This window comes from Lachnospiraceae bacterium, assembly GCA_025758065.1.
In the GTDB taxonomy this organism is placed as follows: domain Bacteria; phylum Bacillota; class Clostridia; order Lachnospirales; family Lachnospiraceae; genus Enterocloster.
The window spans coordinates 3,457,129-3,483,504 of record CP107199.1 but is presented as its reverse complement, the minus strand read 5'-3'; the positions used below and the strand labels follow the sequence as shown (position 1 = coordinate 3,483,504).

At 40.4% G+C, this 26,376-nt stretch carries 35 protein-coding genes and 2 pseudogenes; 24 read left to right on the top strand and 13 right to left on the bottom strand.

Annotated features, from left to right (window positions below; genetic code table 11):
- Positions 1 to 7 precede the first annotated feature (7 nt).
- The 6 genes and pseudogenes from OGM16_16350 to OGM16_16325 all read left to right on the top strand — a co-directional run bounded on the left by OGM16_16350 (position 8) and on the right by OGM16_16325 (position 3,175).
- A complete protein-coding gene (locus OGM16_16350; protein UYJ46340.1) occupies positions 8 to 226 on the top strand; it encodes an excisionase in 219 nt (72 codons plus the stop codon).
- Positions 227 to 243: 17 nt separating this feature from the next.
- Positions 244 to 492 (top strand): excisionase, encoded by a 249-nt coding sequence (locus OGM16_16345; GenBank protein UYJ46339.1) that lies wholly within the window; start codon positions 244 to 246, stop codon positions 490 to 492.
- 11 nt (positions 493 to 503) lie between these two features.
- Positions 504 to 1,745: a site-specific integrase gene (locus tag OGM16_16340; GenBank protein ID UYJ46338.1), complete on the top strand. Its 1,242-nt coding sequence runs from the start codon at positions 504 to 506 to the stop codon at positions 1,743 to 1,745.
- Positions 1,746 to 2,284: 539 nt separating this feature from the next.
- A pseudogene (locus OGM16_16335) lies at positions 2,285 to 2,464 on the top strand (DUF6462 family protein).
- A gap of 125 nt (positions 2,465 to 2,589) precedes the next feature.
- Positions 2,590 to 2,964, top strand: a complete 375-nt coding sequence (locus tag OGM16_16330; protein ID UYJ46337.1) for a DUF4316 domain-containing protein — start codon at positions 2,590 to 2,592, stop codon at positions 2,962 to 2,964.
- A 4-nt stretch (positions 2,965 to 2,968) separates the two neighbouring features.
- Positions 2,969 to 3,175: a transposon-transfer assisting family protein gene (locus OGM16_16325; GenBank protein UYJ46336.1), complete on the top strand. Its 207-nt coding sequence runs from the start codon at positions 2,969 to 2,971 to the stop codon at positions 3,173 to 3,175.
- A gap of 195 nt (positions 3,176 to 3,370) precedes the next feature.
- On the opposite strand, the gene OGM16_16320 is transcribed toward OGM16_16325, so the two are convergent.
- Entirely contained in the window at positions 3,371 to 3,805 is a 435-nt protein-coding gene (locus OGM16_16320; protein ID UYJ46335.1) for a hypothetical protein, read from the bottom strand.
- A 50-nt stretch (positions 3,806 to 3,855) separates the two neighbouring features.
- Here OGM16_16320 and OGM16_16315 point away from each other — a divergent pair, with 50 nt between their 5' ends.
- The 3 genes and pseudogenes from OGM16_16315 to OGM16_16305 all read left to right on the top strand — a co-directional run bounded on the left by OGM16_16315 (position 3,856) and on the right by OGM16_16305 (position 6,483).
- Entirely contained in the window at positions 3,856 to 5,118 is a 1,263-nt protein-coding gene (locus OGM16_16315; GenBank protein UYJ46334.1) for a DUF6070 family protein, read from the top strand.
- A pseudogene (locus OGM16_16310) lies at positions 5,057 to 5,983 on the top strand (DUF6070 family protein). The gene OGM16_16315 and the pseudogene OGM16_16310 overlap by 62 nt, the downstream one beginning before the upstream one ends.
- A gap of 59 nt (positions 5,984 to 6,042) precedes the next feature.
- Positions 6,043 to 6,483 carry a hypothetical protein gene (locus OGM16_16305; protein UYJ46333.1) on the top strand — a complete coding sequence of 147 codons (441 nt, stop codon included), beginning with the start codon at positions 6,043 to 6,045 and terminating at the stop codon, positions 6,481 to 6,483.
- Between the two features lie 72 nt (positions 6,484 to 6,555).
- On the opposite strand, the gene OGM16_16300 is transcribed toward OGM16_16305, so the two are convergent.
- Together OGM16_16300 and OGM16_16295 are read right to left on the bottom strand one after the other, a co-directional pair.
- Complete coding sequence (locus OGM16_16300) at positions 6,556 to 8,058, bottom strand: BlaR1 family beta-lactam sensor/signal transducer (GenBank protein UYJ46332.1); 1,503 nt, start codon at positions 8,056 to 8,058, stop codon at positions 6,556 to 6,558.
- Between the two features lies 1 nt (position 8,059).
- Entirely contained in the window at positions 8,060 to 8,446 is a 387-nt protein-coding gene (locus tag OGM16_16295; protein ID UYJ46331.1) for a BlaI/MecI/CopY family transcriptional regulator, read from the bottom strand.
- 150 nt (positions 8,447 to 8,596) lie between these two features.
- On the opposite strand from OGM16_16295, the gene OGM16_16290 reads away from it, so the two are divergent.
- Positions 8,597 to 9,028 (top strand): winged helix-turn-helix domain-containing protein, encoded by a 432-nt coding sequence (locus OGM16_16290; protein UYJ46330.1) that lies wholly within the window; start codon positions 8,597 to 8,599, stop codon positions 9,026 to 9,028.
- A 20-nt stretch (positions 9,029 to 9,048) separates the two neighbouring features.
- Here the strand turns inward: OGM16_16290 and OGM16_16285 are convergent, their stop codons facing one another.
- Complete coding sequence (locus OGM16_16285; GenBank protein UYJ46329.1) at positions 9,049 to 9,306, bottom strand: helix-turn-helix domain-containing protein; 258 nt, start codon at positions 9,304 to 9,306, stop codon at positions 9,049 to 9,051.
- Between the two features lie 170 nt (positions 9,307 to 9,476).
- Here OGM16_16285 and OGM16_16280 point away from each other — a divergent pair, with 170 nt between their 5' ends.
- The gene (locus OGM16_16280) at positions 9,477 to 9,812 is read left to right on the top strand and encodes a hypothetical protein (GenBank protein ID UYJ46328.1); all 336 of its coding nucleotides are present in this window, start codon (positions 9,477 to 9,479) and stop codon (positions 9,810 to 9,812) included.
- 94 nt (positions 9,813 to 9,906) lie between these two features.
- Here OGM16_16280 and OGM16_16275 read toward each other — a convergent pair whose 3' ends face one another.
- A complete protein-coding gene (locus tag OGM16_16275; protein ID UYJ46327.1) occupies positions 9,907 to 10,257 on the bottom strand; it encodes a helix-turn-helix domain-containing protein in 351 nt (116 codons plus the stop codon).
- A gap of 526 nt (positions 10,258 to 10,783) precedes the next feature.
- On the opposite strand from OGM16_16275, the gene OGM16_16270 reads away from it, so the two are divergent.
- The 10 genes from OGM16_16270 to OGM16_16225 all read left to right on the top strand — a co-directional run bounded on the left by OGM16_16270 (position 10,784) and on the right by OGM16_16225 (position 16,899).
- Entirely contained in the window at positions 10,784 to 11,224 is a 441-nt protein-coding gene (locus tag OGM16_16270) for a sigma-70 family RNA polymerase sigma factor (protein UYJ46326.1), read from the top strand.
- A complete protein-coding gene (locus OGM16_16265) occupies positions 11,208 to 11,456 on the top strand; it encodes a helix-turn-helix domain-containing protein (protein UYJ46325.1) in 249 nt (82 codons plus the stop codon). The genes OGM16_16270 and OGM16_16265 overlap by 17 nt, the downstream gene beginning before the upstream one ends.
- A 442-nt stretch (positions 11,457 to 11,898) precedes the next feature.
- The gene (locus tag OGM16_16260; protein UYJ46324.1) at positions 11,899 to 12,093 is read left to right on the top strand and encodes a DUF6462 family protein; all 195 of its coding nucleotides are present in this window, start codon (positions 11,899 to 11,901) and stop codon (positions 12,091 to 12,093) included.
- A gap of 101 nt (positions 12,094 to 12,194) precedes the next feature.
- Positions 12,195 to 12,374 (top strand): hypothetical protein, encoded by a 180-nt coding sequence (locus OGM16_16255; GenBank protein UYJ46323.1) that lies wholly within the window; start codon positions 12,195 to 12,197, stop codon positions 12,372 to 12,374.
- A 37-nt stretch (positions 12,375 to 12,411) separates the two neighbouring features.
- Complete coding sequence (locus OGM16_16250) at positions 12,412 to 13,653, top strand: site-specific integrase (GenBank protein UYJ46322.1); 1,242 nt, start codon at positions 12,412 to 12,414, stop codon at positions 13,651 to 13,653.
- Between the two features lie 181 nt (positions 13,654 to 13,834).
- Entirely contained in the window at positions 13,835 to 14,305 is a 471-nt protein-coding gene (locus tag OGM16_16245; GenBank protein ID UYJ46321.1) for a hypothetical protein, read from the top strand.
- Between the two features lie 102 nt (positions 14,306 to 14,407).
- Positions 14,408 to 14,737, top strand: coding sequence for a hypothetical protein (locus OGM16_16240; protein UYJ46320.1), 330 nt, complete (start codon positions 14,408 to 14,410; stop codon positions 14,735 to 14,737).
- Entirely contained in the window at positions 14,734 to 15,975 is a 1,242-nt protein-coding gene (locus OGM16_16235) for a site-specific DNA-methyltransferase (protein ID UYJ48491.1), read from the top strand. Before OGM16_16240 ends, OGM16_16235 begins: the two co-directional genes overlap by 4 nt.
- 1 nt (position 15,976) lies before the next feature.
- Positions 15,977 to 16,546 carry a DEAD/DEAH box helicase family protein gene (locus OGM16_16230; GenBank protein ID UYJ46319.1) on the top strand — a complete coding sequence of 190 codons (570 nt, stop codon included), beginning with the start codon at positions 15,977 to 15,979 and terminating at the stop codon, positions 16,544 to 16,546.
- Positions 16,547 to 16,593: 47 nt separating this feature from the next.
- Complete coding sequence (locus tag OGM16_16225) at positions 16,594 to 16,899, top strand: hypothetical protein (protein ID UYJ46318.1); 306 nt, start codon at positions 16,594 to 16,596, stop codon at positions 16,897 to 16,899.
- A gap of 56 nt (positions 16,900 to 16,955) precedes the next feature.
- Here the strand turns inward: OGM16_16225 and OGM16_16220 are convergent, their stop codons facing one another.
- The gene (locus tag OGM16_16220; protein ID UYJ46317.1) at positions 16,956 to 18,233 is read right to left on the bottom strand and encodes a hypothetical protein; all 1,278 of its coding nucleotides are present in this window, start codon (positions 18,231 to 18,233) and stop codon (positions 16,956 to 16,958) included.
- Positions 18,234 to 18,386: 153 nt separating this feature from the next.
- Between OGM16_16220 and OGM16_16215 the strand changes: the two genes are divergently transcribed.
- Genes OGM16_16215 through OGM16_16205 form a run of 3 tightly spaced genes read left to right on the top strand, consistent with a single transcriptional unit; the run spans position 18,387 to position 19,605 of the window.
- Positions 18,387 to 18,704, top strand: a complete 318-nt coding sequence (locus OGM16_16215; GenBank protein UYJ46316.1) for a hypothetical protein — start codon at positions 18,387 to 18,389, stop codon at positions 18,702 to 18,704.
- A 41-nt stretch (positions 18,705 to 18,745) separates the two neighbouring features.
- The gene (locus OGM16_16210; GenBank protein ID UYJ46315.1) at positions 18,746 to 19,090 is read left to right on the top strand and encodes a hypothetical protein; all 345 of its coding nucleotides are present in this window, start codon (positions 18,746 to 18,748) and stop codon (positions 19,088 to 19,090) included.
- Positions 19,090 to 19,605 (top strand): hypothetical protein, encoded by a 516-nt coding sequence (locus OGM16_16205; protein UYJ46314.1) that lies wholly within the window; start codon positions 19,090 to 19,092, stop codon positions 19,603 to 19,605. Before OGM16_16210 ends, OGM16_16205 begins: the two co-directional genes overlap by 1 nt.
- Here the strand turns inward: OGM16_16205 and OGM16_16200 are convergent.
- The 7 genes from OGM16_16200 to OGM16_16170 all read right to left on the bottom strand — a co-directional run bounded on the left by OGM16_16200 (position 19,561) and on the right by OGM16_16170 (position 26,367).
- The gene (locus OGM16_16200) at positions 19,561 to 20,373 is read right to left on the bottom strand and encodes an ABC transporter permease (GenBank protein ID UYJ46313.1); all 813 of its coding nucleotides are present in this window, start codon (positions 20,371 to 20,373) and stop codon (positions 19,561 to 19,563) included. The genes OGM16_16205 and OGM16_16200 overlap by 45 nt on opposite strands.
- Positions 20,357 to 21,424 (bottom strand): MT-A70 family methyltransferase, encoded by a 1,068-nt coding sequence (locus tag OGM16_16195; GenBank protein ID UYJ46312.1) that lies wholly within the window; start codon positions 21,422 to 21,424, stop codon positions 20,357 to 20,359. Before OGM16_16195 ends, OGM16_16200 begins: the two co-directional genes overlap by 17 nt.
- 41 nt (positions 21,425 to 21,465) lie before the next feature.
- Entirely contained in the window at positions 21,466 to 22,332 is an 867-nt protein-coding gene (locus OGM16_16190; protein UYJ46311.1) for a CD0415/CD1112 family protein, read from the bottom strand.
- A gap of 41 nt (positions 22,333 to 22,373) precedes the next feature.
- Positions 22,374 to 22,589, bottom strand: coding sequence for a Maff2 family protein (locus OGM16_16185; protein UYJ46310.1), 216 nt, complete (start codon positions 22,587 to 22,589; stop codon positions 22,374 to 22,376).
- 89 nt (positions 22,590 to 22,678) lie between these two features.
- Positions 22,679 to 24,502: a type IV secretory system conjugative DNA transfer family protein gene (locus tag OGM16_16180; protein UYJ46309.1), complete on the bottom strand. Its 1,824-nt coding sequence runs from the start codon at positions 24,500 to 24,502 to the stop codon at positions 22,679 to 22,681.
- Positions 24,499 to 24,969: a PcfB family protein gene (locus tag OGM16_16175; GenBank protein ID UYJ46308.1), complete on the bottom strand. Its 471-nt coding sequence runs from the start codon at positions 24,967 to 24,969 to the stop codon at positions 24,499 to 24,501. The genes OGM16_16180 and OGM16_16175 overlap by 4 nt, the downstream gene beginning before the upstream one ends.
- Before the next feature lie 348 nt (positions 24,970 to 25,317).
- Positions 25,318 to 26,367, bottom strand: coding sequence for a hypothetical protein (locus tag OGM16_16170; protein UYJ46307.1), 1,050 nt, complete (start codon positions 26,365 to 26,367; stop codon positions 25,318 to 25,320).
- Positions 26,368 to 26,376: the final 9 nt, after the last annotated feature.

Genomic DNA, 26,376 nt, shown 5'->3' with positions numbered 1-26,376 from the left:
TATTATTGTGAGTAATCCAGTAAAAAAAGAAAGATTAGAAGTACCGATATGGCATAAGCCGTATCTGACCATTGATGAAGCTACTGCCTATACCGGCATTGGCAGAGAAAAACTTCGTGAAATGACAAGGTTTGCTGATTGTCCATTTGTGTTATGGGTGGGAAAACGCCGAATGATAAAAAGAGAATTGTTTGATGAGTACATTGAAAAAATGTATGAGATTTAGGAGGTGGAACGATGAATGTGGATTTTGCAGATGAAGAAATGATTGCTTATCGGGAAAGTCTTATAGAAAAGAAAAAAGAGCAGCCATTTTGGAAAAAGAAATGTTTGTCGGTAAATGAAACAGCCGCTTATACAGGTATCGGAAGGGGAAAAATACGAGAGTTGATGAAAAGGAAAGACTGCAATTTTATGACGACAGACGGTTATCAGGTGTATGTCATCATCGATAAATTTGTGGAATTTTTAAATAGCAGGAATGAAATATAGGAGGAACAGCCGTGGCAAGACCAAAACGAAAAGATAAAACAAGGACAGTTCTTCGCACGGGAGAACTTCAAAGAAGTGATGGAAGTTATCAGTACAGTTGGACTGATGAAAATCATAAAAGAAGATATGTTTATTCAAAAACGCTTGAAGCACTCAGGATTAAAGAGGAAGCGATTGAGAAAGACAAAAGTGATGGCATAAAAGCGGAAGCACGATATGTTACACTCGATGATTTATATGAGTTGTGGAAAGACCTGAAGAGAGGATTGAAAAACAACACTTTTGAGAATTACAAATATATTTATGAAACCTTTGTACGTCGGCAAATCGGTTCTAAGAGAGTTTCAACATTTTTGAAATCAGATATTAAGAGATTTTATAATTATCTGGTTGATGAGCGAGGATTGAAGCCAGCAACGGTTGATGGTGTCCACAACATTCTTCATCAGATATTTGATATGGCGGTTGATGATAACTATATCAGAAACAATCCGACAAATAATGTTTTAAGGGAATTGAAAAAAGCTCATTGCTTCAAGACAGAGAAACGCAGGGGACTTACTCGACCTGAGCAGGAATTGTTTATGGATTATCTGAAGAACTCTAATACAGCAGTGTATTGGTATCCGGTGTTTGCAGTAATGCTTGGAACGGGGTTGAGAGTTGGAGAAGTTACTGGACTCAGATGGTGTGATATTGATTTGGAAGATGGGATTATAGATGTTAATCACACGTTGGTTTATTATGACCACAGAACTTCTGAAGGAAAAAAGGGCTGCTATTTCAATGTGAATACTCCAAAGACAGAAGCAGGAAATAGACAAGTTCCGATGCTCGATTTTGTTAAAGAAGCATTTGTTATGGAAAAAGAAAGACAAGAACTGCTAGGGGTTCACTGCGAAGCGACCATAGATGGATATACAGATTTTATATTTCTCAATCGCTTCGGACAGCCACAACATCAATCGACTTTGAATAAGGCAATCCGACGCATAATCCGTGATTGCAACGATGAGCAGTTTTTGAAAACAGAAAACCCAGAAGTGCTTTTACCACATTTTAGTTGTCATTCGCTCAGACATACATTTACAACAAGAATGTGTGAAGCAGGTGTAAATATAAAAGTTATTCAGGATACACTCGGACATAAGGATATAACAACAACCTTAAATATCTATACTGATGTAACAAAGGAACTAAAAAGAACCGAGTTTGATGGACTGGATAAATACTTTAATAATTCAATAGCGTAGGAAAAAGTGGCGTACTTTAAAATGAAAATTGGTACGCTGCTTTTTTTGTCTGATTGACTTATTCAATAATAAAGATTATAATTTAGTAAGTAATCCGATTGAAGAACCCATTCTCTCAATCGGGATTTACATCAAATACATCCAATAATACAACTGCTTATGCGGAAAGTAATCAATTTTAAAGGTAAACAAGGCTTTTTATCTGGTTGAAAAAAGCAAAGTAGGGAGTTGCTCAGGAATATGAGTGGCTTCGGAATTGCGTCGGAGAAAGTCCCGACAATGAAGAGCTTGGATAAATAAACCTAGTGTTTATGCGGGATTGAGGCATTTGAGTACGTCAAAGGACGCATTAAAAGACGTATTTTGGCATAGTCATTTACATCAGTATGAAAGAGTACACAATCTGAAAAGAATAAGACTCAATCGAATATGAACTACTAAGAGGACATTTTCTAAAGAAATTTAGAAGATGTCCTCTTTTTTGCGTTATGGAGAAAATACGTCATTTGTTATGAAGTCAAAGTGAAAGGAGCACAGCAATGGATGAATCAAAGAAGAAAGATAGATATGAGGATGCAAAAAAGTTTGTAAGATATTCAGATGGTGCAAAGATGTACAGTATGGGAATGACAAAATTTCAAGAAGTGGCTAAGGATGCCAAGGCTTGTTATAAGATTGGTCAGCTTGTACTTGTTAATACAGAAATATTGGATAAGTATCCTATGACCGGGAGACAAAAGAAACGAAGATACAGACGCTTGCGGCAGAACTTGATCAGTTATCCTATGATATTGACACTTTTGAATATAGAGACTTGGTACCGGACAGGGAAGCACAGGTTCAGATGATTGCAAATGATATAAGAAGCGGCAATGTGAAGCCATTACAGATTTTTTTGCAGACATCTATTGATGGGGGAATTGACGAGGACAGTGAAAGACAGGCAAAAGAGCTGATTGCTAAGCTGGCAGAATATAAGCCGCTTGCCAAGATCGAGGAGCTGGAGGAGCAGAATTATAACATGATTGATGACAGGCTTAATAATGGTGTGGAGAAATTCAATCGTGAGGAAGAAAAGAAAGAACAGCAGGAAAAACCGCAGGCACGTTCTTCCTTAAAGGAGCGGCTTGTAGCCAAGCAGAAGGAAGTAGCACAAGGAAAGAATAAAGATGCTAAAGAGCAGGATAAGACTAAAAAAACGAACAGGGAGGAGATATAGGAATATGAATAATCTATTTACGGTAGAAGAAACGAATTTGATATGTATTTTCCAGAGTGACAGCAGGGCAAAGGTTATAGAGGGCATTCATAAGGCAATGAAACATATCGACGATGATGAACTTTTAGAATTGTCGGTGCGTGTGGCAGGAAAACTGGAAAGCATAGGTGATGAAGAATATGCCAGATTAGTGTTGGAAGCGGCAGAATAAAAATATGGTAGTCATTAGGTGCCCCTTTTGACTACCGTTTTTTTGTTAAAAATTAAAGAGGAGCCGGATCACTCCGACTCCTCCAAGTATGTGTCCGCAAACACATACCCCAATTGCTATCTATAATATACTATAGGCAGGTAAAATATGCAAGCATTATATGGAATTTTTTAAGATGCGTTAAACATTAACAAGCTACAAGATGGGATTATTCTTTTTCCTGGACTGCTCTGAGGTAAAATCGGGCTGTGTCTGACCGAGGTATTGATTCAGATTTTCCAGTTTTCGGTTTAATGATTGAACCTCTTTTTCACAGTTCTTGTAGGTGGAAGTCAGTTCATTTTTCTGTTTCATTAGTTCCTGATATTCCGCTTTTAGCTTATCAACATTCAATCCTTTTAAGTTTATCCCAGTCTGCTCAAGTACACGTCGTGCACCGCCATATAGAATGAGCTGGCTTTCGTATCGGCGGAAATATGCGTCTGGATTCTTTGACTTTTTGTAGGCGATGTGATAGGAGCGGTTGGTTTTGTACTGCTCGGCATATTTGATGATTTCTGCAAGGTCTTTCATGTGGTGTTCCAGTTTCACAACGCTCTGTTTGGCAGATTTTCCGGCTTCGGTTTTCACAGTAATCTGATGCTTCAGATCGGAGAGAGAACCAAGAGGTGGAAGCGGTTATGTTGTCAAAAAAGATAGTCAGGTTCTTGAAAAGTGGTTTTCTGGTAATTAGTATAGGTTTTTCGATGGGGATTTCGGGATGTAAAGGGAATACAGAAGAACCAGTATCTTCTGAACCTATTGAAATTGTCAGTGAGAAAGGAATGGATGACAATTTTATAAATATTCCGATAGATATTTATGCGGAAGCCACAACAAAAAATAAGCTGAAGGATATGGAAACAGTACGTAAAGTTGTAGAAAGATTTGGGGAATGTGGATATGCGGCAGTTGATTGTGAAAATCGAGTTGATATGACACAAATACAAAATGTGATAGATTTTTGTGATTCGGTGGAAAAACAAGAAAAAGCAGAAGTGACAATACTCCAAGTGAGCAGTCTGGGAGGATTTTCGGTCTACCATTTACAGACAGAAAAAGGAGTGGTTCATGTGAAAAGATGCTATTACGGATACAAAGATGGGATTATGAAAAGTGAGGATGAAGGTGAATATCAAACCGATTATTGGAGATATACCGATGATGGATATCTGATGTTTTCTGGAACTTATTTTTCAGAAGAATTGTATGTATTAACATTAAGTTCTGCAGAAGAGCATGTAGCATTTCGTATACTGCCATTGGATGCAAAGTGTCGGGAATTAAATGAAAAATATCTTTTGCCAATAGGATATGAGTTAAATAATATGTTTTTAGTGGATTGGAATGAGGATGATTTTGGAGAACTGAATTTCTATGATATGTTTGATTTGTTGTATCCAAAGTTGCATAATGAAAAATTTCCATATGTAGCAGATGATAACTTAGGCATAGGTGCAGTTTATCATATTCCTAAAACAGAGTTTGAAAATGTAATTATGGAATATTTTAATATCGACAGTGATAAATTGCAGAAAAAAACTATTTACGATTATCAAACTCAAACATACGAATATAAACCAAGAGGATTTTATGAGATAGAGTATCCAGAATATCCATATTCCGAGGTGGTTGGGTATACGGAACATTCGGATGGAACGATTACGCTCAATGTTCATGTAGTATATCCGTATGCAGGAGATTCTGATGTATATATGCATGATGTTACGGTCAGACCGTTATCTGATGGTAGAGTACAGTATGTATCAAATTACATTGTTTCAGAGGAAGAAAATAACAACATTACATGGCATACGCCACGCTTAACCGAAGATGAATGGAATAAAAGAAAAAGGATATCCGGTTACAACGATGAAAGCATATGCAGCAATGGAAAATTATAAAAGAGTTGAAGCGTTTCTTAAAAACTGTCAGGACGAGAAGGCAGGTTCGGTAGTGCTTTATGAGTTACATTCGGACGGAGGCATTGGCAGAGATAAATTTATTTTTGATGGAAAAGATATGTATTTAATAAGTGCATGTGCTACATGGAACAGCAATGATACCTACGGAATGTCCTATATATCTTATGCAAGGATAAAAGAGTGGAAGTATACAGAGAAAGGATGGTTTGGGTATGAGTTATGTGTTCCAGAACCACCGGAAGTTACCGAGATTGTTGATGGAAGTTGTTTGGTAAGAATAAAACCAATGACTAAGGAACAAAGGGAAATGTCAGAAAAATGTGTACAAGGTCTGGGGTATCAGGGAAATAATCTTTTATGCTCGAATTGGGATGCTGACCATATGGAAAAACTGGATTATAATGGAATGTATGAATATCTGTTTGCCATGAAATATCACAAGGCGTTTGATGCCGAGGATTATCCAAATGGAATACCAAAAGAGGAATTTGAAAATTTAATTATGGAGTATCTTCCGGTGACGGCAGAGCAGATACGGGAATATGCGGTGTTTGATGAGAAAAACCAAACGTATTATTGGGCGCGACTTGGATGCTTTAATTATGCACCGACTTTCTTTGGAACTTCTCTGCCGGAGGTTATCGACATCAAAGAAAATGAGGATGGGACAATCACATTAACAGTTGAGGCGGTTTGCGACATGGTCATTTGTGATGATGCAGTCATAACCCATGAACTTACGGTAAGGTTTGCAGAGGATGGCAGTTTTCAGTATTTGGGGAATGAAATCCTAAATGACGGAATTATGCACATACCAGACTACCAATATCGAATTAAAGAATGATTTGATAATAGTTGTGTTTTGTGGTAATCTTACAGGCGTAAGAAAAGGAAGGAGGACACATGAAAAAATTAAAAGTAGTTGGAATATTGGCAGCAGTTGTATTAATAGGAGGAGTTGTTTCAATTCCGCTTATAAATAACCATACAGCCTATAAGGTGGAAAAGACATTATGTGAAATTCCGCTGCCAGAGGAAACGGAATTGATAGAGTCACTGTCACAAGCAGGGAAGCTGACAGGAAACGGAAATGGAATGCAGTATTTCGGAGCAATTCTAATTCGAAGTGACTTATCTTTGGAAGAATTGGATGCTTACTATTCAAGGTACAGAAGTAATGAGTGGGAATGTTTGGTGAAAATTCAGGAAGGGCAGTCCATTGAGGGGATTGATCACGGGACACTACAATTTGCGGAAGAAATAAAGGACAGGGGTTATTACATTGTATATTCTTGGGGAAGTGGAAATTCTCTATTGGATGAATTGGATATACGTGGACACTAAAAAGGAGCAAGATGAATTATGAAATATATTTCCAAAATCAGTAAAATCAGTAGCTTCATATTTTACATATTTCTATTCTATTGGAGAGATTTCCAAGGAGGATTCCATCCAATAAGAGGAGAAATCGCCACTCATGTTTTCGTTACCATATCCGATTTCTTGAACATAGCTGTAAACGTCAGAGGCTCCAAGCTGTTCATCTACTGCTTGAAAATACCAATTCACAGAGGAGTTCATTGCAGACTGTAAGGTCTGATCTGCGTTCCATGCTTCAAATGGATAGGTTTCTCCATTCCATGCAATGAACGAATTTTCCGGTGTAATGACGCCTTCTTCCAATCCGAACAAAGCATCGTATATCTTGTAGGTGGAGTTTGGAGCAACCCGTAAGGTGGCATGCTCCATGTCATGTATACTCCATGCATCGTTTTCCAAATCGTATAAAACAAAGCTGCCTTTGTATTCTCCGAAGTATGTGGAGAGGTCTACATAGGAAATATTCTCAGAAGAGGAATCCCATTGGTAGTGGCTTCCATCTGCTGCGTATGTAGAAATAAAAGGTGTAAGTCCCATTATTAGAACTGTGGTCAGTATAAAAGCAGTCATGCCTTTTAACTTCTTGTAAAACGTTGGTTTCTCATAAGAAGCGATGTTGATAATGCGACGCTTTATTTGTTTCATGTTTCCGCTAAGGCTGGCAGCAAACGGAAAAGGAGAAATGGAGACCTTTTCTATAAAGTTAATCAGCGTATTTCCATAATTCTCATAATCGTCTTCTTCCAGCATTTTCAGAACAGAAGTGTCACAAGCAACTTCTCTGTCATTACGCATTTCTCTTAGTGCAAACCAGACAAAGGGGTTAAACCAATAAAGCACTCCGGCAAAGTTCATAAGATAATTGGCAATGGCATCCTTATGTCTGTAGTGTTGCAGTTCATGCAATAGCATATATCTCATATCAGATTCATGATAATCTGAGATTAAATGAATTGGCAGATAAATACATGGTTTCAAAAATCCTACGATAATAGGTGATTTCAAAAAAGCGGTACTGTACACAGGAATATTCCTTGTTATTTTCATCTCATTCAAGCATTTGTTATACAGTCTGCGAACCTCTGGGTTCTGAAGGGGGAGCGCAGATCTCTTTATTATGCGTAAACGAAGAGAAGATTTGATTACCAATATCATCATCGCAAGCATTCCCACAATCCATATACCTAATAAAATATATCCGGTAACGGATGGCGTGTCTTTATTTACAGAAAGGGCAAAGTCATTCATCCAATTTGTAGTACCAGATAAACCGGTATCCATAACATTATTTGCACCAACATCGGCATGAGAAGCGGAAGAGTTTCTTACGCTACTGAGCCATGAGAAAATTTGCGGAAAACTAATTAGACGGAAGGGGATAAAAGGCACTGCTAAAAGTCCGAGTAACAGCAACCATAGATTATACTGCATCCGGCTGGACAAGTTGTTTCTGAATACCCATTTGGCTATCAAAAGAATTCCAACGATACCGCTGATAAATACATTGCATAATAAAAAGCGTATCATGAAATTAGCCATGTTAATCGCCTCCTTTTTTGGAACTCTTGGAAAGAAGGGAGCGAAGTGTTTCAATTTCTGTTTCAGACAGTTTATCGTTTTCTATGTATGCAGATAGCATAGAGGTAATGTCACCATTATAGTAGCGATTCAAGAAAGAATTACTTTCTTGACTAATATATTCACACTCTTTTACTAACGGTGTGTAAACAAAAACACGACTTTGTTTTTCATAAGTGAGAACACCCTTGGTCACAAGACGCTTAATGAGCGTTTGGATAGTTTTGGGACTCCAGCTTGTTGTTTGTAGTAATTTTTCTGTTATTTCATTGGTGTTAATGGGGGCATATTTCCATACAATTTTCATAACTTCAAATTCTGCTTCCGAAATTTGTGGTAAATTCTTCATGTAAATCACTCCTTAAATCTTACGCCTGTAATAAAAATAGTATATTCTGTATTTGTTGAAATGTCAATTTTGGAAAAATAGTTGACTGTAAATCTTACTTATGTAATAATTGAATTATTACATAAGTAAGATTTGAGGAGGTGGAAAGTTATGGGGAAAATGTTGCTGTTGTCATTTGAAAATAGTGAAGATGATGTTATTAGCGAGATATTAAGCATATTAGAAAATAAGCAAATGAAAATATGTGAAAATAGGAACATAAAAAAATGCTTAGAATTTCAGGGATTAACAATAAATGCTGAAAAACGGTTGGCGGTAAAAGGAAACAAAGAAATAGAATTTACTTTTACAGAATTTGAGATTCTTTTACTGTTAGCGCAAAATGCTGGAATGGTATTTAGCAAGGAGAAAATATATAATCTTGTTTGGAAAGAGCCATATTTTGGCGATTATAATATTGTCATGAGCCATATCCGCAACCTGCGTGGAAAAATAGAAGATAATCCAAGTAAACCAATTTACATACAGACTGTATGGGGAGTAGGGTATCGCTTTAATAAAAATTTAAGCAGTGGTCTGTGAGTTATAATTCAGATCACTGCTTATTTTTCTTTTTTAACACCCAAGAGATATTCACAAGATACATGAAAAAATTCAGCAAGGGCAACCACTTCATAATCCGGTACAAAGCGTGTTCCTTGTTCAATGCGTAATACAGTCAAATCACTAAATTCATATCCGGCAAGTTGGAGTTGTTCAGCTAATGCTTTTTGTGATATATGCTTTTCGGCTCGTAATTCTTTTACACGTTGTCCAATAAGGTTTTTGGAATTGTTTTCTTTATTCCAGTAAATCTTCATTCAAATACCAACTTTCTAAAGATGAAGTGCTACATGATTGATTTTACGGAATAATGTTGATAATATACTTCTAAAGATGAAGTATAAGAAAATAAATTTATTTGATGTAATATTGGGATTGATAATACTGACTGCAAAATGCAATACTTATATGGAAAGGTGGATACAAAATGAACGAAGTATTTGAAACAGTAGCAGAGGTATTGGAGGAGCTTAGAAGCGAAGCAGAAGAACGAGAGTATTCTGTTCATACAAACGAATCGGAAAATGCAGATAAAGCATTGAAAAAGGCGAATCGGGAATATGAAACGGTGTTGGCTGAGCTTTCAGCAGAGCACAGAGAATTTTTTGAAAATTATATGGATATAGTGGATCACGCTCATTTTCAAGAAGAACAAAGAGCCTACTATCAGGGGATGGTAGATGTAATGCAGATATTTGACGGATTGGGGATTTTAAAGGAAAGAAATAAAGTGAAAGAAGTGCTTATGCATATCAAAAAATAGTTCAAACAGGGTGGATGGCTTACCGGGAAGCTGACCACCCTGTTTTTCTTCAGAATAATTCAGAAATAATCCAGAAAAAATCGAAATCTTTCTGCTATTCTGTCTCATGGGTTTTATATGTACGAAGATAGGCTTCCACAAGTGCAAGAATAGTGGTGATCTGATCGTCCGTACATTCTGAAAGATAAACCAGTAGCCTTTGGTAATCCAGATTATCGGTTGGAGCTGCCGGATAAAAAAACGGATCGGCAGAGATATGTAAAGCACGAATGAGTTGTCCGAGTTTTTCAAGACTTGGAACATTGCCATGATTTTCAATCTCTTTGATATATCTTGATGAGACACCGGATTTTTCGGATAACTCATCATAAGTCAGCTTTTGGTCTAATCTGGCTTTCTTCAGGCGAAAACCCATGTCTTTATCAATTTTCTTAGATTTAGCCATATCATGCACCTCCGTATATAGTGTATAGTTCACGATTTGAAAAAGAAATGAACTAATAACGCACTAAAACAGAGGGATATAGTACACTTTAATGAAATAAGAAACTTTGGATATTGCATATAAAAAAACGCAATGTTCAAAGGTTTTTTCACATGCTTTTTTATCCTTTGAATGTGTTTGGGAGAGTTATGTATTCTGAACCGTTGAAAGGATATTTTTGTATTTGGAAAATACTGTACCGTTTCGTGCGTGAAAGGGCAGGTAAATAGGTCGCATTTTAAGTAATGCGGCAGATGCTACAGTTGAAAGTGCATTATACGCACTCGTAGAGTGTGGAGAAAATTTAATATCAGATATGAACAGCGTCCTGTGGGTGTGTGCCTGCGAGGACGTTTTTTGTATACAGAAAAATTTCTATAAAAATTTTTCAATCCACCCGAACATCTCCCCGGTTTCATTTGGGAGATACACCGGAAGGGAAAAAGGCAAGTGCCTTGTCATTCGGAACGGGAGGAGGTGAACTCGTATGGGGCAACCTTCTTCTAAGGATGAAATGACCGTCAGGCATCAGTTTGACCGTTTGTGCCAGATGGCATTAAAAGGCGAAGCTGTCAATTATTACAAGCACATGGACTATCGCAGAAAACACGAAGTCACATTCTCTGAACTGTCAGAAAAGGAGCTGAGCAAATTATTTACTATGGATGAGTACGGAACAGAAAATCATCATTTTGAAGTGCATGGCTATGATATTGAAGTAAAAAATACTTTGATTGCGGAAGCATTAAAAGAACTTACGGAAAGAAAAAGGAATGTTATTTTACTTTCCTATTTCATGGAGATGAGCGATGCAGATATTGCAAGAGAAATGAATCTGGTTCGCAGTACCATTCATGAACACAGAACACGCTCACTGGAAATTTTGAGAAAGATCATGGAAGGAATAGCAGATGAAAAAGATGTCTAAAACCAGAAATAAAGAAAATTTGTTGCCTTTCCATATTATAAAGGCAGCATCAGAGGGCGATGTGAGTGCAATCAATGCCGTGTTAAAACATTATGAAGGGTACATAATCAAATTGTCCACAAGAAAGCTGTATGACGAAAGTGGACAGGTACACTACTGCATTGATGAAACTCTGCGTCGCAGATTAGAAACAAAGCTGATCACAAAGATATTGGCTTTTGAAGTTGCATAACAGGCGGTTAGCATTGTCCCTTTCCATTCGCTGATTGCTGCGTATGCACCCTGTACCTTGACAACTGAATATTTTTTGCATACAGGACGTGAGGATATGTGGAGCCACTAGGTAGATTCGCCAAGATGTACCTGCTCTTTGCTAGGAGTGAATGTGAGGAAATGTTGAAACATTACATTGAAGTAAAGGTATGGAGCGAGATGATCTGACAAAATGTGTGGCAGTAACACAGGGCGATGAAGCATATCCGTGATAATGATACTTCCGGATTGTAAGGAAATTTGCAGTCCGGTCAATTTGAATGACGGTGCAAGACCGATGTGGGCAGAGTAATGATCTGTCACCTGTATTGCATTTTTATCTGCCTATGAGAGCCGGCAAGTGAATTGTAGGTTGTCATTGGCAGATAAAATGCGTGTTAAATTTAAGGAGGATTTGAGTAATGCAGAGGATGCCAAAGGTAATAAATAAAAAAAGACTGGTCAGATATAAGGAAGGGGCAGAAATGTACAGCATGGGTATGAATAAATTTCAGACTCTTGCCAAAGATGCGGGAGCAATTCTGAAGATAGACAGAATGGTGTTAGTAGACCTTGATGTGTTTGACCAATATCTTGAGTCATTTCGGGTGAAATAAATTTTGCAGACAAGGAAAAAGATTTTGGTTTAACCAAAATTCACTTGACTTTTGGTTAAACAGAAAGTATAATGATTATGAAATGGATGGAGGTGTATATTGTGGCTAGAACAGGTAGACCGAAGTCTGATAATCCTAAAAAAACTCTTATCGGATTAAAACTGACGGAGGAAGAAGCTGCAAGACTGAAAGGATATGCGTCCAAACATGACATGACCATAACACAGGTGCTACAAAGAGGTATTGATATGCAGTATGCAATGGATAAACCGGCTGAGTAGCTAGTACAAAATCTCTTTCCTTGAGAGAGGAGACGAGATGGCGAAATCAAGAAAGGATAACAAAGGGAGAGTATTAAGAAAAGGCGAAACTCAACGCAGTTGCGATGGTAAGTATGTATATACTTATGTTGATCCGGAAGGAAAGCGCCGGAGCATCTATTCTAAGGACATCATGGAATTGCGGGAGAGAGAAGTTAAACTGATGAAAGATCAGCTTGATGGGTTGGATGCGTATGCAGCCGGAACATCTACAATCAATTTTGTTTTTGACAGATATATATCGACAAAGGCAGAGTTGAGGGAAACAACAATGCGGAACTATAAATATATGTATGATCGCTTTATACGAGGTGGATTTGGCAAGAAGAAAATTGCCGCTGTGAAGTATTCTGATGTATTGCAGTTCTATCAGCATTTGTTGAAAGAAAAGGAAATGCAGATAAATACGCTAGAAACAATTCATACTGTTTTACACCCGACATTTCAGCTTGCTGTGCGTGATAACATCATTCGTGTTAATCCAAGCGATGGAGTAATGGCACAGATTAAAAAGCAACCGGGGAAAAATCATGGTGTGAGACACGCTTTGACAGTGGAACAACAGAGAGCCTTTATACGCTATATTGATGAAAGTCCTACATTTTACCACTGGGCATCATTTTTTAAGTTCCTACTTGGAACAGGTTGTCGAATTGGAGAAGCAATCGGTATCCGATGGGAAGACATTGATTTTGAAAAAAGGACGATCAGTATCAATCATAGCGTGGTTTATTACAGTAGAGAGTTCAAAGAACATCCGATATGTTCATTTGCTGTATCTCTTCCAAAGACAGAAGCTGGTATACGCACGATTCCGATGATGGATACGGTTTATGATGCACTCCAGATGGAATTGGATGACCAGAAGGAACATGGATTTAATGAAACAGTGATTGATGGGATGAAAGGATTTATCTTTATGAATCGTTTTGGCAATATCCATAATCCGCAAGCTGTAAACAGAGCAATCAAGCGTATATATGAAGCACACAATGCAGAAGAAGTGGTAAAAGCTGCAAAACAGCACAGAGAGCCTGTGATAATACCACATTTTTCATGTCATCATTTGCGACATACCTTTTGTTCAAGGTTTTGCGAAAATGAAACAAACTTAAAGGTAATTCAGTCTATTATGGGACACGCAAATATCGAAACAACCATGGATATTTATGCGGAAGTTACCGATACTAAAAAGCAGGAAGCAATTCAAAATTTAGCACACAATTTAGATGTATTTTAGGAAAGAGTCCGGCATGGACTGACGAGAGTACGACAAAATGTGTGCCATACGACAAGAGTACGACAAATTCAAGTGGTGTAATCAGCATAAATATGTTATTATAATAATGTTGGAACACCGAAAAAGGCTTTATTAAAGGAAAAAGCGTCAATGTAAATTAAATTGATGTGAAATCCCGACAATGAAATCCATCGGCTCAGGAAAGCCAGAAAATAAGGAATCTAAGAGCAACACAGCTGATGATTGCGACCGGATTGCGACTAAACCTGAGAAGATTGATTTTTCTAATGTTAAGATTGAGCCACTGTTCGAAGAGGACGTTGATTTTGATACCTTCTCAAAGTCCGATTTCAGAGCAGTTAAGGTAAAGGATTGCGTAGCAGTTCCAAAGAGCAAGAAGCTTCTGCAGTTCACTCTGGATGATGGAACAGGCACAGACAGAACGATTTTAAGTGGAATTCATGAGTTCTACGAGCCAGAACAGCTGATTGGAAAGACTTGTATTGCAATCGTGAATCTGCCACCAAGAAAGATGATGGGAATTGATTCCTGCGGCATGCTGATTTCTGCAGTACATGAAGAGAACGGCTCCGAGGGACTGAATCTGCTGATGGTAGACCCACACATCCCAGCTGGTGCAAAATTATACTAAAATTAAAGAGAACATGCTCAAATAGTATATAAAAGATAATATAAGGAGGATGGAAGGAAACTTCTATCCTCTTTGTTGCGTGTATGGGAGGAAAATTGTCCAATGGCTAATATTACTAAACAAAAAAGAGATGCGATGATAGCTTTTCTAGAACATCTAAAAGCTGAGCATTCAGATGATGAATCAGTTAGAGCATTTAATGAGATAGAGAATCATCTTAATGAAAAGAAATTTGGATTAGTATTTGAAGAACATACGGAATCAGTAGATGATATGCTCTGTGAAAATATACCTGTCTTGTGCGCCGATGAAACTAAACGTGTGTGTAAAAATCCAGATAAACCGTGGGATTTTATTATAGAGGGGGATAATTTACAGGCACTTTATTTACTGGAAAAAACTCATAGAGGGAGGTTGATTGTATCTATATAGACCCTCCATATAATAACAGAAATAGAAGTTGGAAATACAATAATGACTATGTGGATGATAAGGATACTTATAAGCATAGTAAATGGCTTTCTTTTATGAAAACAAGATTATTATTGGCTCGAAAGCTCTTAAATCCTGATAATTCTATTCTTATAGTAACTATTGATGAAAAAGAATATCTTCATTTAGGGTGCTTACTTGAAGAACTGTTTCCAGAAGCGACAATTCAGATGATAACAAGTGTTATTAGTGCAAAGGGAGTCGTAAGAACAGGTCAGTTTTCAAGAGTTGAAGAGTATGTGTTTTACGTCAGTCTTGGAAAAGCATCGGTTGTACAAACTAGAATAAACATGTTAGATAATGAGGTGAAAAAAGAAGAGAATAGACCAATAGAATGGCTTGGATTAAGACGGAGAGAACCATCAAGCAAAAGAGGAGCACGACCTAATCAGTTTTATCCGATTTTTGTCGATGAGAACACAGGAAAAATAAAGATGGTAGGAGACGCGTTATCAGATGAGATTGACAGGAATAACGTTAGTATTCCGGATGGATGTGTTGTTATTTGGCCGTTAGACAGTCATGGTATTGAAACTTTATGGGGATTAACACCAGAGGTTTTACGAAATAACCTAAAAAGTGGATATGTTAGAGTGAAGAATTGGAATAAAGACAAAAAGACTGGAACAGTATATTACTTACCTACAGGTACAATAAACGATATTGAGAGCGGGAAAGCAAAAGTGTCTGGATATACAGATGATGGAGCTGTAGAAGCCTATTATGAAGAGGAAGGATTAGTTCCACCAAAACGAGTTTGGAATATGAAGAGCCATAATGCAGAGACTTATGGGACAAATATTTTGTCGAAATTATTACCTGATAGAAGTTTTCCTTATCCTAAATCACTTTATGCAGTTATGGATATGGTCTGTGATTGGACACCTAGACGTCCTGAGAATTATTTGTTGAGTAATGTATTGTGCTTACATATAAAGGAAATGATTGAATTGCAGAATAGTATAGAATTGGATGGTAAGAAGAATGTTTTGATTCTTAATAAGGATGACATAAAGTCGAAGATTCTTAGCAAAGATAGTTATAAAATGATTGAAAGAATCTGGTTGAATCAAAATATTATTTTAAATTCAGAAGAAATGGAACTACTGAGGGCAAAAGGATTCAAATATATTCCAAGAGAATACTTCGGTCAAGAGTTAAGAGAGGTGGCGGAATAAAATGTTTAATGGAAGATTGTGTGACTTTCAAACAGAGCACGAAGAAAATCTTTTAAATAAGTGTGCAGACCACGAAGAAATGGTTTTATATGCTCCAACTGGTTCAGGAAAAACTGTAATGGTCTGCAAGTTTATTGATGATTACTTAGATGAGAATCCCGATACTGTGTTTCTGTGGTTGTGTCCAGGAGCGGGAGGTCTTCATAAACAGTCTCAAGACAGTTTTGATGAGTTTACAACGGGCATTCCGTATGGAGATGTTTATTCATTTATTAGTGAACCAGACCCCAAAGGGCAGGTGTTTTTCATAAATTGGGATAAAATCAACAGTGCTTCTAATGTTGTATTAAAAGAAGGCGAGCATAAAGATTTTATGTCAAAGATTTATGAATGTCACAATTCGAATATTGATATATTTATGCTTATTGATGAGGAACATAAGTATAGAGATACTGCAAATAAATATGTTGCAAACATTCATCCAGTTCATGTCTTAAGAATTTCGGCAACTCCAGTAACTGTTCTGAAATTGCTTTCGAACAATGGTGCGAAGATGATAAGCACCCTGTAAAACATGTCTACAAGAACGGAGACAAGGGAGAAGAGTATTTTGGAATTGTGTATAAAAGAGGTTTCAGAAGAAATCATTTCTATCCAGACTATATTATTGAGACAGAAAGTGGTGATATATGGATAATCGAGGCAAAAGGCGGAATCACTACAGACGGAAGTTCCAATAATATCGACGGATATGCAGGAAAAAAATTTGATGCATTGAAAAAATATTCAGAGAGATATTCAGAGGTAAAGTGGGGATTTGTAAGAGCTGTTGGTTCACAAATATATATGTCAAATACTGAATGGGACGAAAATGTTATGAATAGTAATGTTTGGAAACCTATTGAAGAAATTATTAAAGAATAGCAAAGAAGGAAATGAAATTGAAATAAATCAGTTTCATTTCCTTTTTAGTTATGTTATTAACGATATTTGCAAGAACAGATATCGCAGAGTTCATCAACATCAGGTACATTCAAACGTAATAGTTCTATTATTTCGGCTGGAAAAGAATCGTTGTTTTTTTGTGGGTGATACCGCTTTCTTAGTACTAAAGAGACATACAAGTATTTAGCTGTCTGCATTTGCTTATTGGTGAGATGACATAATGTAAATAAAAGCCACCTTGGATGCCTAAAGGACATATAAGTTCTGTTCAAGTATTCAAGATGAAATTCCGTTAAACAAATATCGATATTAAGAGAAAAATCTGAAATTGATGGTATTTCCAAAATATGTTTTATATCTGTATAATATCCAGATGTAGCGGCAGAAAGAATGTTCAAGTTATGAGGAGGAACATAATTCAAATATTCATTCAATGTATCTTCTGAAACAAATGAGAGAAAAAACAACAATTGATGAAAATATAAATCTTGGGACTTATAATATCCACTAAAATACATGTTCAGCCAGATTAGCAATTCAACACTTAAATGTGGGAGTGCATCAGTGAGCTTATGCCCTTTTGATAGGATATGATTGAATCTCTCATAGTTGGACATTGTAATATGGGGCAATTCCCGCGGCATAGGTGCATAAAGTTCTGCAATAATCGATTGAGAATAATCATCTTCCATATCATAATCATTTACCGCATCATAATCGCGATGGATATAACTGGATATATAAGGTTTATGATTCTGTATAAAAATTATACGTGATAAGTCAGAAGTAATTAGTTTCATGAGTGTGTCATTGCCGTTTTTAATATCATATGCTTGTAATTCTTCATTTCTCAGAATGGAGACTGCTATACAAATTTCAATGTAACGATAAGCAGGTGAAAATAGGGTACAGTTTGAAAACTTCTCGAGCGGTTCTATATATGAATATAGAGAATCATCAAAGTAACCTTTAACAAGAATGTCAGCAAGTGCGTTGAGCAGATAAATATTTGCTTTACGTGAACCATTAAGCATTTTATTGAAATTTGAATCATCAAAATAATGCCCACTTTTATCAAAATAAAATATATATCTTGAGCGCAGAGAGGCGCGAAGATTGGAAGAGGGATTCTTATAAAAATCTATTAATTTCTTTGTGTTTGTTTTACTAAACATGCTAGAGTTGTACTGTTTAGAATCATCTAATGATTGGAGCAGTTTTTCAAGTAGAATATATTTTTTCCAATCTGCATTTATCTCACCTTTAAAATCTAAGTACTTTTCGACAAAATTAAATTGTTCTTCCTTATTCACAAAAACCTCCACAGGTCAAAATGATAATTATAAAAAAACGATAGTATATTGCGACCGTTTTTTTTAGTGTTTCAAAATGATAGTATATGAACATAGCAAGCGCTGCTAAATTTAAATTATATCAGATATCAGATATGGTGGAAAGGAGGAAAAATGAAAACACAGGAACTGATCGATGCATTGAGAAAGCACAGTCATAATTTCGTCACAACAAAAAAGTATTGTGTACAAGTTTATTCTGGTGGCAAGCGTGGAAATATAAAACGTCTTGACGAAACGGTCGTTTGCGTGTTTGATATTGAAGAAGGTCGAATTATGATTGCACCTGCAAAGGATAATTTTCCTTATTCATTTGGATATACAAGATATGAAATTAAAGCAAATGAAGATTTAGAGACAATTGCGCGGATAGACCATAAAGATTCAAAGGAAATCTTTGACGCATTTAGTGATTTTTTGAATAATGATTAAAAAATCTGGGGGATTTTATCCCCCAGTGGAAGGAAGTGCATATGAATATAACAGATATCGTTTTGACACAGGAACAGATTACAAACGCTGTAGATGGTATTATGCAGGCAGTAGATATTACAGATGGTTATGATTATGTAGGTGGTAAGAGAGCAGAATCACCATCTTTTAAGAAGGTAACTATGGTATTGCCAAAGAGAAAGTTTGAGAGAGTAGTAGTTAAGGTCTATGACATGAAAATTCCGCTTTCATCAGAAATGATTGAACAGAAGGGAGGAAGTATTAAGGTTAGAGCAAAAGCACTGGCAGGAAGATTTTATTTTGATAGAGAAAGCCGTGAGTATAAGCTCTCTTGTAAGGCAGAAGGTTTGGAGGTGCTTCCATAATGTGGTTTGTAGAGTGGTTGTTATCTATCCTGACTTACCCGATAGAGTGGTTTTGGGATAAAGCATCTGTCTACAAGGAAGAGGGAAAAAAGGGGAGAGTTATTCTCCTCTTTGCCCTTTCTTTAAGTGGAGTGGTGTTGTTCGGGTACGCTCTTATATATGGATGTATATGGATCTGGTACAATCATATAGAGATAGTGATTATCGGAGGATTAATTATATGGCTGTATTCCTATGTATACTCTAAATGTGTAAAAAAGCAGGAAGCACAAGTGGATTTAATTAAGCTGCAACAAGAAAACGAAATAGAGATTCAGGCTAGGAGAGATTACCCTTTGCTAAAAATGCTCTTATATCGGACATTGAAGGGGTCGGCTGATTCTATAGGAAGAAGCATGAGGGACACGCCAATCCAGACAATAAAATATCTTTTCAGCTTCATAAACTCGGTTTTTATAATTGTTACCATTTCACTCACTCCTTTTCTTATAAAGATAGACCGCCAGAAGAAGTGAAACAGCCCCAATTACCCCCAAAGTTATAATTAGTTGAGGAGTAGAAGGTATCAATCCCATTTGAATGAAGTTCTGCAAATCCTCTGTGTCGTTTATAGCAGTACGAGAAGACATTTGCTGGGTTCCCCACAACATAATGCTCGGTGTAGGCAGAGTAAGTACAAGCCATTTTGGAAGTGCTGTCATAGAAAATGTTGAGAGCAGGTTGAATACACTATAAAATACACAAAGCATAATGGAAAAAATATAGGATCTGCTGAAAAATACAATCAGCAATACCAGCGGTAATGCACTAATCGCAATCAATAATCCGTAAACAGCGGAAAACAATACCTTAAACAAAATATCGGTCACTCCGAAAAAGACAAAACCGCAAAGGATAGAGGCCACAGTCGAAGATATACAAAACGCAATACTAAGCAATAATAAAACAATGCACTTTGCGATAACCATCTGTGAACTTGTTATCGGAATTGTCCGTAGGTTTTTAAAGGTGTCGTTATCTCGCTCCATAAAAAAGAGGAGTGCTGCAACAATTCCTAAAATGCAGGGAAGAAGTAGCAACATACCAAAACCGATTACGGATTGCCACAGGGCGTCAAAAGCTGCTGCTTTTGTAGCGTATTTGTTCTGCGCCGTGTTCAGATAATAGATAATGGCAGTTAGCGGGATTGGAAACAGAAAAGATGCCGCCAATACCAACTGCACGAACATTTTTCTTTTCAGTTTCCAAAACTCGCACCGAATCAAGTTAAGCAATCCCCTCACCCCCTGTTATCTTTTTGAAGTAGTCCTCTAAAGTATCCTCACAAAGATGGACTTCTTGAATCTCAATTCCTGATTCGACAAAAGAACGGTTAATCCTTTCCACTGGCAGGGTCATATCGTAGAGATACAGATTATTGGCATCTGTAAGGCGAAAATCTTTGCTGTGAAATGTTGCAGCAATAATTTTCGCAGCTTTTTGTGCATCCGATACGCAGAAGTGGATGAACTTGGCGTTTTTCGCCTCCAATTCTTTCAGACTTTCTTCTTCTAGCAACTTGCCGTGGTCAATAATTCCCACATCGTCTGCAAGCAGAGAGATTTCCGAAAGAATATGACTGGAAATTAAAATGGTTTTACCGCTGGTATCACACAATTCTCGGATAAAATCTCGCACTTCCGCAATGCCGATGGGGTCGAGGCCGTTAATCGGTTCGTCCAAAATCAAAAGTTCCGGGTTGTGCATGACGGCCAGAGCAATCGCCAACCGCTGCTTCATACCAAGAGAATATTGGGAAAACAACTTCTTGTCCCGGTAAGGTAGATTGACAAGTTCCAATGCATTTTTGATATATTTGGGGCTCCTTAATCCTCGAAGTTCAGCAAAGATTTTTAGGTTTTCCGTTCCTGTCAAATTGGGGTAAAAGCCCGGCGACTCAATCAGACAGCCTATACGGGGCAGGATATTCTTTTCGTTGCCCTGAAAGGGCTTTCCAAATATCGTTAAAAGACAAATTTCTGCATTGCCTCTGGTCCAATACCCCAGACCGTAAAACCATGAGTAGGAGCGCCGGTTCCTCTTTATCCATACAAAAGCCACAGAACGATAAGAAAAGCCCCATGCTTTAATGACCTTTAAGGCTTCCGGCAGTTGTGGGAATGTTGCCCACAGAAACAAAACGCTGTCTTTTGCAGCCAAGTCGGCTACTGGAAGGGAACAGATTTCTTCAATACTCATAGTGGGATAATGAAGCTCTGCTGATCCCTGCCTGTTTTTCTGCTCATACCGCCACGGTGGATCTGCATAGATTATCGAAAATTTTTCTTTCGGCATGATCCTCCTTTCCGCTTCGGGTCAGCATGGCCCGAAGTCTCTTAATGGCAGCCGAAGATGGATTTTGCAAGACTGCCTGTTTTGAATAAGGTAAAACACAGCAGCACCGTATATCCCACGCAGCCCCAGATCGCCCCGATGGGGTCGCCGTCGGTGGCGATACTCTGGATCAGCACCGCATAGATGGCGACACAGACCAAGATCAATAGACCTTGAAAGCCCACCGCAAAGAGGGAGCGGAAATAGTTCTGCCCCATGTGTCCGGTTTCCCTGTTGGGGACGGTGGCAAACGGGATAGGCGCTAAACTTGTGAGTAAATAAATTTCAATCATACGGCCATATACGATAACGAAGATCACGATGTTTAAGGCAATCATGGTAAGCTGGATCAGGAAGGATTGGAGCCAGAGCCCGAACAGAGGTCCTAACTCCATCGCTTCAAGCTCTGTCCGCAGACTGTCCAGCATATCCGGCGTGATCTCTGTCCCGTTCTGGATAATGCCCGCTGACTGTTGGATCACATGCTGGCTCACATCAAAGACCGCCAGCACGATATTGAAGGTGTTCGTCAGGATCATCACAGCCACAAAGGTTTTGAACACCCACTTAAAAAACATCCATGTGTCAACTTCATGGAGGTTGTTGCGTTCTATGAGCATCTGTATCAGTTCATAGGTCATAACAAAAGTGAGGATGACCCCGGCGATTGGCAGAATGGCAGTTTCGGAGATCTGTCGTATCATGGAAAAGACCCCGGCGTTCCAGTCCGCCGGGGTCGTGCCTACCTGTGTGGCGATCTCGCCAACGCTCTGATTGACGTTATCGAAAAGGCCATCCAGATTTCCCATGATACCATCGACGAGCAGACCTTTCAGCCATTCAACGATTGCGTCGATGATAAAGTCCATACATCAGCTCCTTTTCTGGAAAAAGGGACAACGGGTGACACTTAGCTGAACAGCCCGGACAGCAGAGGGATAAGCTGAAGGCCGATCAGAACGACACCGCCGCCAGCCATGAGCTGCTTAATGCCCTGGCTTTTTGCCGCGGGGTTGTCCGACCCGTAACCTTCCAGAAGGTTGATGACGCCCCATACCGCCAGACCGGCGCCAAGAGCCATGACCAGAATCTTGAGAATGTCGATTGCCTGATTGAAAAATTCCATATAAGTTCCTCCATTTTGTTTGTTTGATGGTTTTGGGTACAAAAAAAGCCGCCCACATCGGCGGCGCTTCGGGTCATCATGGCCCGAAGTTACACAAACTCGTCGCTGTCCAGATCATCGAAATTCAACAGGTCAGCTTCTTCGTCCGTGTCGGAGCCGTCCACTTCGTACACCGTGTATTCGTCCTCCGGCTTTAGTCTCAATGGCCGGTGGCGGAACAGGCTTTCCAAGCGGAAGGCGTTTTTCTTTTTGTCAAATTCGGCTGTGCACTTGTAATTCGGGTGCTTTTTCAAGTCATACTTCGGGGACAGGAAGGGTGGGAGCCCTCTAAGCTGCAAGATACATTTATCTCCGGGCATGGTGGTGATCTCGCTGGTGGTCATCAGTTCCCGGCCAAGCCGCTGCATATTCTGGCTGTAACTTTCAGACTGTCCACGGCTTCGGCCCTCGGTCTGCATAGAGATGGTGGCCTTGCCCAGCCAGTTTTCCGAAATATCCTTTAGGGTGGAAGCCTCCCGGCCTCCGAGGAACACGATACTGTCCATGTTGCCCATGATGGTTTCGGAATGGTCTTTGTACAATGCCTTGCACTGGCTCATAGCCTGATAAAAGAGCGTCAGGCTGATTTCACGGGAGCGGATGACAGCCACGATCTTTTCCAGCCCCGGCACCTGTCCGGTATTGGCAGCTTCGTCCCACAGCACCCGCACATGGTAGGGCAGACGCCCTCCATAGGTGTTGTCAGCCCGTTCACACAGAAGGTTGAACATCTGCGAGAAAGCGAGGGCAACCAAAAAGTTGTAGGTGGTGTCCGTATCGCTGATAAGAAAGAACAGCGCCGATTTTTCGTCCCCCAGCTTATCCAGCTCCAGCTCGTCATAAGACATGATCTCCCTGAGCTGGGGAATATCAAAGGGAGCCAGCCTTGCACCGCAGCTAATCAGAATACTTTTTGCTGTCTTGCCGCTGGCGAGCTTGTATTTCTTATACTGCCTCACGGCGAAGTGCTGGGGGCTGCGGCGTTCCAGCCCGTCAAACATATAGTCCACCGCGTTTTTGAAGGTTTCGTCATCCTCCCGGACTTCCATGCTGTTTATCATTTCCACCAGTGTATTCATGTTGCGTTCTTCCTCCGGCCCCTCAAAGACGATGTAGGCCACAAGGGCACAGTACAAGAGGGTTTCGGCTTTGGTCCAGAACTCGTCGCCCTCCTTACCGTCGCCTTTGGTGTTGGCGATCAAGGCGGTAACGAATTTCAAAACATCGCTTTCCGTCTTGATATAGGCCAGCGGATTGTAGTGCATGGATTTTGAAAAGTCGATACTGTTGAATACCCGCACCCTGTATTTCTCCCGTTGCAAAAACCGCCCGCACTGGTCGAGGGTGCCGCCCTTCGGGTCTACCACCACATACGAGGAATGGGCTTGAAGGAGCTGCGGGGTCAGCCAGAACCTTGTCTTTCCCGAACCGGACGAGCCGATGACACAGGCGTTTAGGTTCCGAGCATTGGCGGGTATCTTCGGACGGGTGTTCATGGTAAGGAACTCCGTCCCGGTCAGAATGACATTGTTCTGAAATTTAGGGTCTACAAACGGCTTTATATCCTCCTTTGTTCCGAAGCGGGCGGTGCCGTACTCCGCATCCCGCCGGAATTTTTTCGCCTTCCTGATCTTTGACTGTATCAGCAGATACACCCCAGCCGCACCGGCAAGGCCCACCAGCAGGTCAATACCGCCCAGCCCCGGCCAGTAGGTTTCAAAGGCTTTTGGGAAGGTATCGAGCATCCCCATGAGCTTTGTCCCGAAGTCTGTGCCGGGCGCAATACGGTAGGCCGTCCCGATTTTGGAGAAGAACCAGAACACAAAGAGGTACGGCAGGTTTGGGAGCACATATTTTCTGATCTTGTCACTCAACGTCCGTCCTTCACCGCCTCTCTGGTCCGCTGCTTTTCCTTCGCCTGTGTCCTGATCTGCTCCGTGAATTTCCGAAGCTGGCCGAGGATGGAAGGCTTGTCCTGCTCTTTGTTCAGCACCTTTGCGCTGTACTTCTGGAAGGCCGCCGTGATGGCGTCCGCCTGATTGGCTTTGAAAAACAGCAGGTAATGGCCGGGGCTCACTTTATGGAAAGCGTAGTCCACATGGAACTCCTTCGCGATCCGGTCAAAATCCTTTGGGGCTCCCACATAGGGCATGGCACTTTTGCCGCCATAGTGGTTCATCAGCTTTTTCACGCTCTGGCGTCCCTGCGGGGTCAGCGCCTTCCGGTGGTGCTTTTGCACCGCCCGCGCCACCTTTCCAAGTGCGGCAGCCAGCACCTTTCCCGTGAGCTTTGTTGTCCTGATCGAAAGGGCAACTGTTTTTTGGTTTACTTCTTCCTGCATAAAACCTCCTTTCCGTCGGGGTCCCCGCTATCCGGGAGGCCCCCGTACAGTCTCGGGGAGTCATGACCCCCGGCTAAGCCGGGGGCTTGTGTAAGCCCTAGAAGGGCATCGTACCGGCAAGCCTCTCAAGAGGCACTGAAAAATCCGTCACTTGCATCACTTGCCCCACAGCCCGTAAACGGGCGTTGTTTATCCAAGATCAACTTCTTAACAGTAGTAAAGTGTTGATCTCTTCTCGCTTCGCTCGATGCTTGAAGCTAAAGCTTTTCTACTCTCCCCAGCAGAGCTGGGGGTTCTCATTTCGCTAAAGCACACAACAGAAAGCCTCGGGCCAATGTGGCCCGAGGCTTACCGCTCGGCATCCCTGCCGGACGGAGCTTTCTTTTCCGGCTCCGTCTGGACTTTTTCGCCCTGTTCCCGCATGGTCTGCAAGATAGAGGGCTTCTTTTGAAGCTGGGAAGGCTTTTCGCCGGACAGCGGTTTGATACATTCCAAGCGGTCAGCCGCCCGGATGGCGTTGTCCGTGAGCTGCCTCTGCCATGCGCCCACGCTGGGAGCCCAGCGGAAACCATTGCTTTTCAGCTCAGCCCGGGTGTCCGCGTCAGGCTTTCCGTCAAAGAATACCTGCAAGCGGTTGTCCTCCCGGTTCATTTCCACACGGCCCCCATCGAACTCCCAGCCGGAAAATTCCTGCTGTGCCTGTTTGGAAAGCTGTTCGATACGGGTCTTTACCCGGCGGATCTCCGCATTGTTGTTGGTAAGCTGGTAGCTTTCAAAGGGCCTCGGGTCGCTCCGCCAGCTTGACGCCATGCTTGCTTTCAGCTTTTCGATCTGGTCCGGCGACAGCAACGCACAGCCATCCAGCTTGCCATGCTTGCGGTAATAGGCGTTGACCTCCTTCATAATGAGCTGGGAGCGTTCCAACCCGTCCAGCTTCTTCTGGAGCTTTTCAATCGCTGCCGGGTCATCGGCACTGATCCCGCCCATGCCGGTACTGCGTATCTTATCCAGCAGCCCTTGAATATACCGCCATTCCTCCATGTTGCTGTCCCGGGCCCGGTTTTGCTTTTCCTTTTTTCCCACCGGGAAATTGGCAGGTCCGGCGATCATCACAGAGGGAACCCTTGCGTCAATGGCAAAGCCCTGGTTCATGTTTTCGGCCAGCTTGCGGGCGTAGGTATCTAACAGATGGTCGATCTTTTCATGGTACATGGGGTCTACCCGGGATTTCTGCTGTTCCGCTATGGCGGCGGCCTTATCCACCATTGCCCGGTATTCCGCCGTTGCGCTCCCTTCCTTATAGTCGGAAAAGCTGTTCATTTCCTTTGCCCGGCGGGCGGCCCCTTCATTGATAGGGTAATAGTTGATGGTATACACCTCCTTCATGCTTCGGGCCATGCTGGCCCG

Excerpts from the sequence above, each read along its gene's own strand:
- OGM16_16325 (UYJ46336.1), top strand. The coding sequence starts at position 2,969 with ATGAATAATCTATTTACGGTAGAAGAAACGAATTTGATATGTATTTTC.
- OGM16_16170 (UYJ46307.1), bottom strand. The coding sequence starts at position 26,367 with ATGGCCCGAAGCATGAAGGAGGTGTATACCATCAACTATTACCCTATC.
- OGM16_16285 (UYJ46329.1), bottom strand. The coding sequence starts at position 9,306 with ATGAAGATTTACTGGAATAAAGAAAACAATTCCAAAAACCTTATTGGA.
- OGM16_16275 (UYJ46327.1), bottom strand. The coding sequence starts at position 10,257 with ATGGCTAAATCTAAGAAAATTGATAAAGACATGGGTTTTCGCCTGAAG.
- OGM16_16315 (UYJ46334.1), top strand. The coding sequence starts at position 3,856 with ATGTTGTCAAAAAAGATAGTCAGGTTCTTGAAAAGTGGTTTTCTGGTA.
- OGM16_16185 (UYJ46310.1), bottom strand. The coding sequence starts at position 22,589 with ATGGAATTTTTCAATCAGGCAATCGACATTCTCAAGATTCTGGTCATG.
- OGM16_16240 (UYJ46320.1), top strand. The coding sequence starts at position 14,408 with ATGGCTAATATTACTAAACAAAAAAGAGATGCGATGATAGCTTTTCTA.
- OGM16_16260 (UYJ46324.1), top strand. The coding sequence starts at position 11,899 with ATGCAGAGGATGCCAAAGGTAATAAATAAAAAAAGACTGGTCAGATAT.
- OGM16_16290 (UYJ46330.1), top strand. The coding sequence starts at position 8,597 with ATGGGGAAAATGTTGCTGTTGTCATTTGAAAATAGTGAAGATGATGTT.
- OGM16_16195 (UYJ46312.1), bottom strand. The coding sequence starts at position 21,424 with ATGCCGAAAGAAAAATTTTCGATAATCTATGCAGATCCACCGTGGCGG.
- OGM16_16245 (UYJ46321.1), top strand. The coding sequence starts at position 13,835 with ATGAAATCCATCGGCTCAGGAAAGCCAGAAAATAAGGAATCTAAGAGC.
- OGM16_16300 (UYJ46332.1), bottom strand. The coding sequence starts at position 8,058 with ATGGCTAATTTCATGATACGCTTTTTATTATGCAATGTATTTATCAGC.
- OGM16_16230 (UYJ46319.1), top strand. The coding sequence starts at position 15,977 with ATGTTTAATGGAAGATTGTGTGACTTTCAAACAGAGCACGAAGAAAAT.
- OGM16_16270 (UYJ46326.1), top strand. The coding sequence starts at position 10,784 with ATGGGGCAACCTTCTTCTAAGGATGAAATGACCGTCAGGCATCAGTTT.
- OGM16_16205 (UYJ46314.1), top strand. The coding sequence starts at position 19,090 with ATGTGGTTTGTAGAGTGGTTGTTATCTATCCTGACTTACCCGATAGAG.
- OGM16_16330 (UYJ46337.1), top strand. The coding sequence starts at position 2,590 with ATGATTGCAAATGATATAAGAAGCGGCAATGTGAAGCCATTACAGATT.
- OGM16_16175 (UYJ46308.1), bottom strand. The coding sequence starts at position 24,969 with ATGCAGGAAGAAGTAAACCAAAAAACAGTTGCCCTTTCGATCAGGACA.
- OGM16_16295 (UYJ46331.1), bottom strand. The coding sequence starts at position 8,446 with ATGAAGAATTTACCACAAATTTCGGAAGCAGAATTTGAAGTTATGAAA.
- OGM16_16265 (UYJ46325.1), top strand. The coding sequence starts at position 11,208 with ATGAAAAAGATGTCTAAAACCAGAAATAAAGAAAATTTGTTGCCTTTC.
- OGM16_16190 (UYJ46311.1), bottom strand. The coding sequence starts at position 22,332 with ATGGACTTTATCATCGACGCAATCGTTGAATGGCTGAAAGGTCTGCTC.
- OGM16_16210 (UYJ46315.1), top strand. The coding sequence starts at position 18,746 with ATGAATATAACAGATATCGTTTTGACACAGGAACAGATTACAAACGCT.
- OGM16_16250 (UYJ46322.1), top strand. The coding sequence starts at position 12,412 with ATGGCGAAATCAAGAAAGGATAACAAAGGGAGAGTATTAAGAAAAGGC.
- OGM16_16215 (UYJ46316.1), top strand. The coding sequence starts at position 18,387 with ATGAAAACACAGGAACTGATCGATGCATTGAGAAAGCACAGTCATAAT.
- OGM16_16305 (UYJ46333.1), top strand. The coding sequence starts at position 6,043 with ATGAAAAAATTAAAAGTAGTTGGAATATTGGCAGCAGTTGTATTAATA.
- OGM16_16280 (UYJ46328.1), top strand. The coding sequence starts at position 9,477 with ATGAACGAAGTATTTGAAACAGTAGCAGAGGTATTGGAGGAGCTTAGA.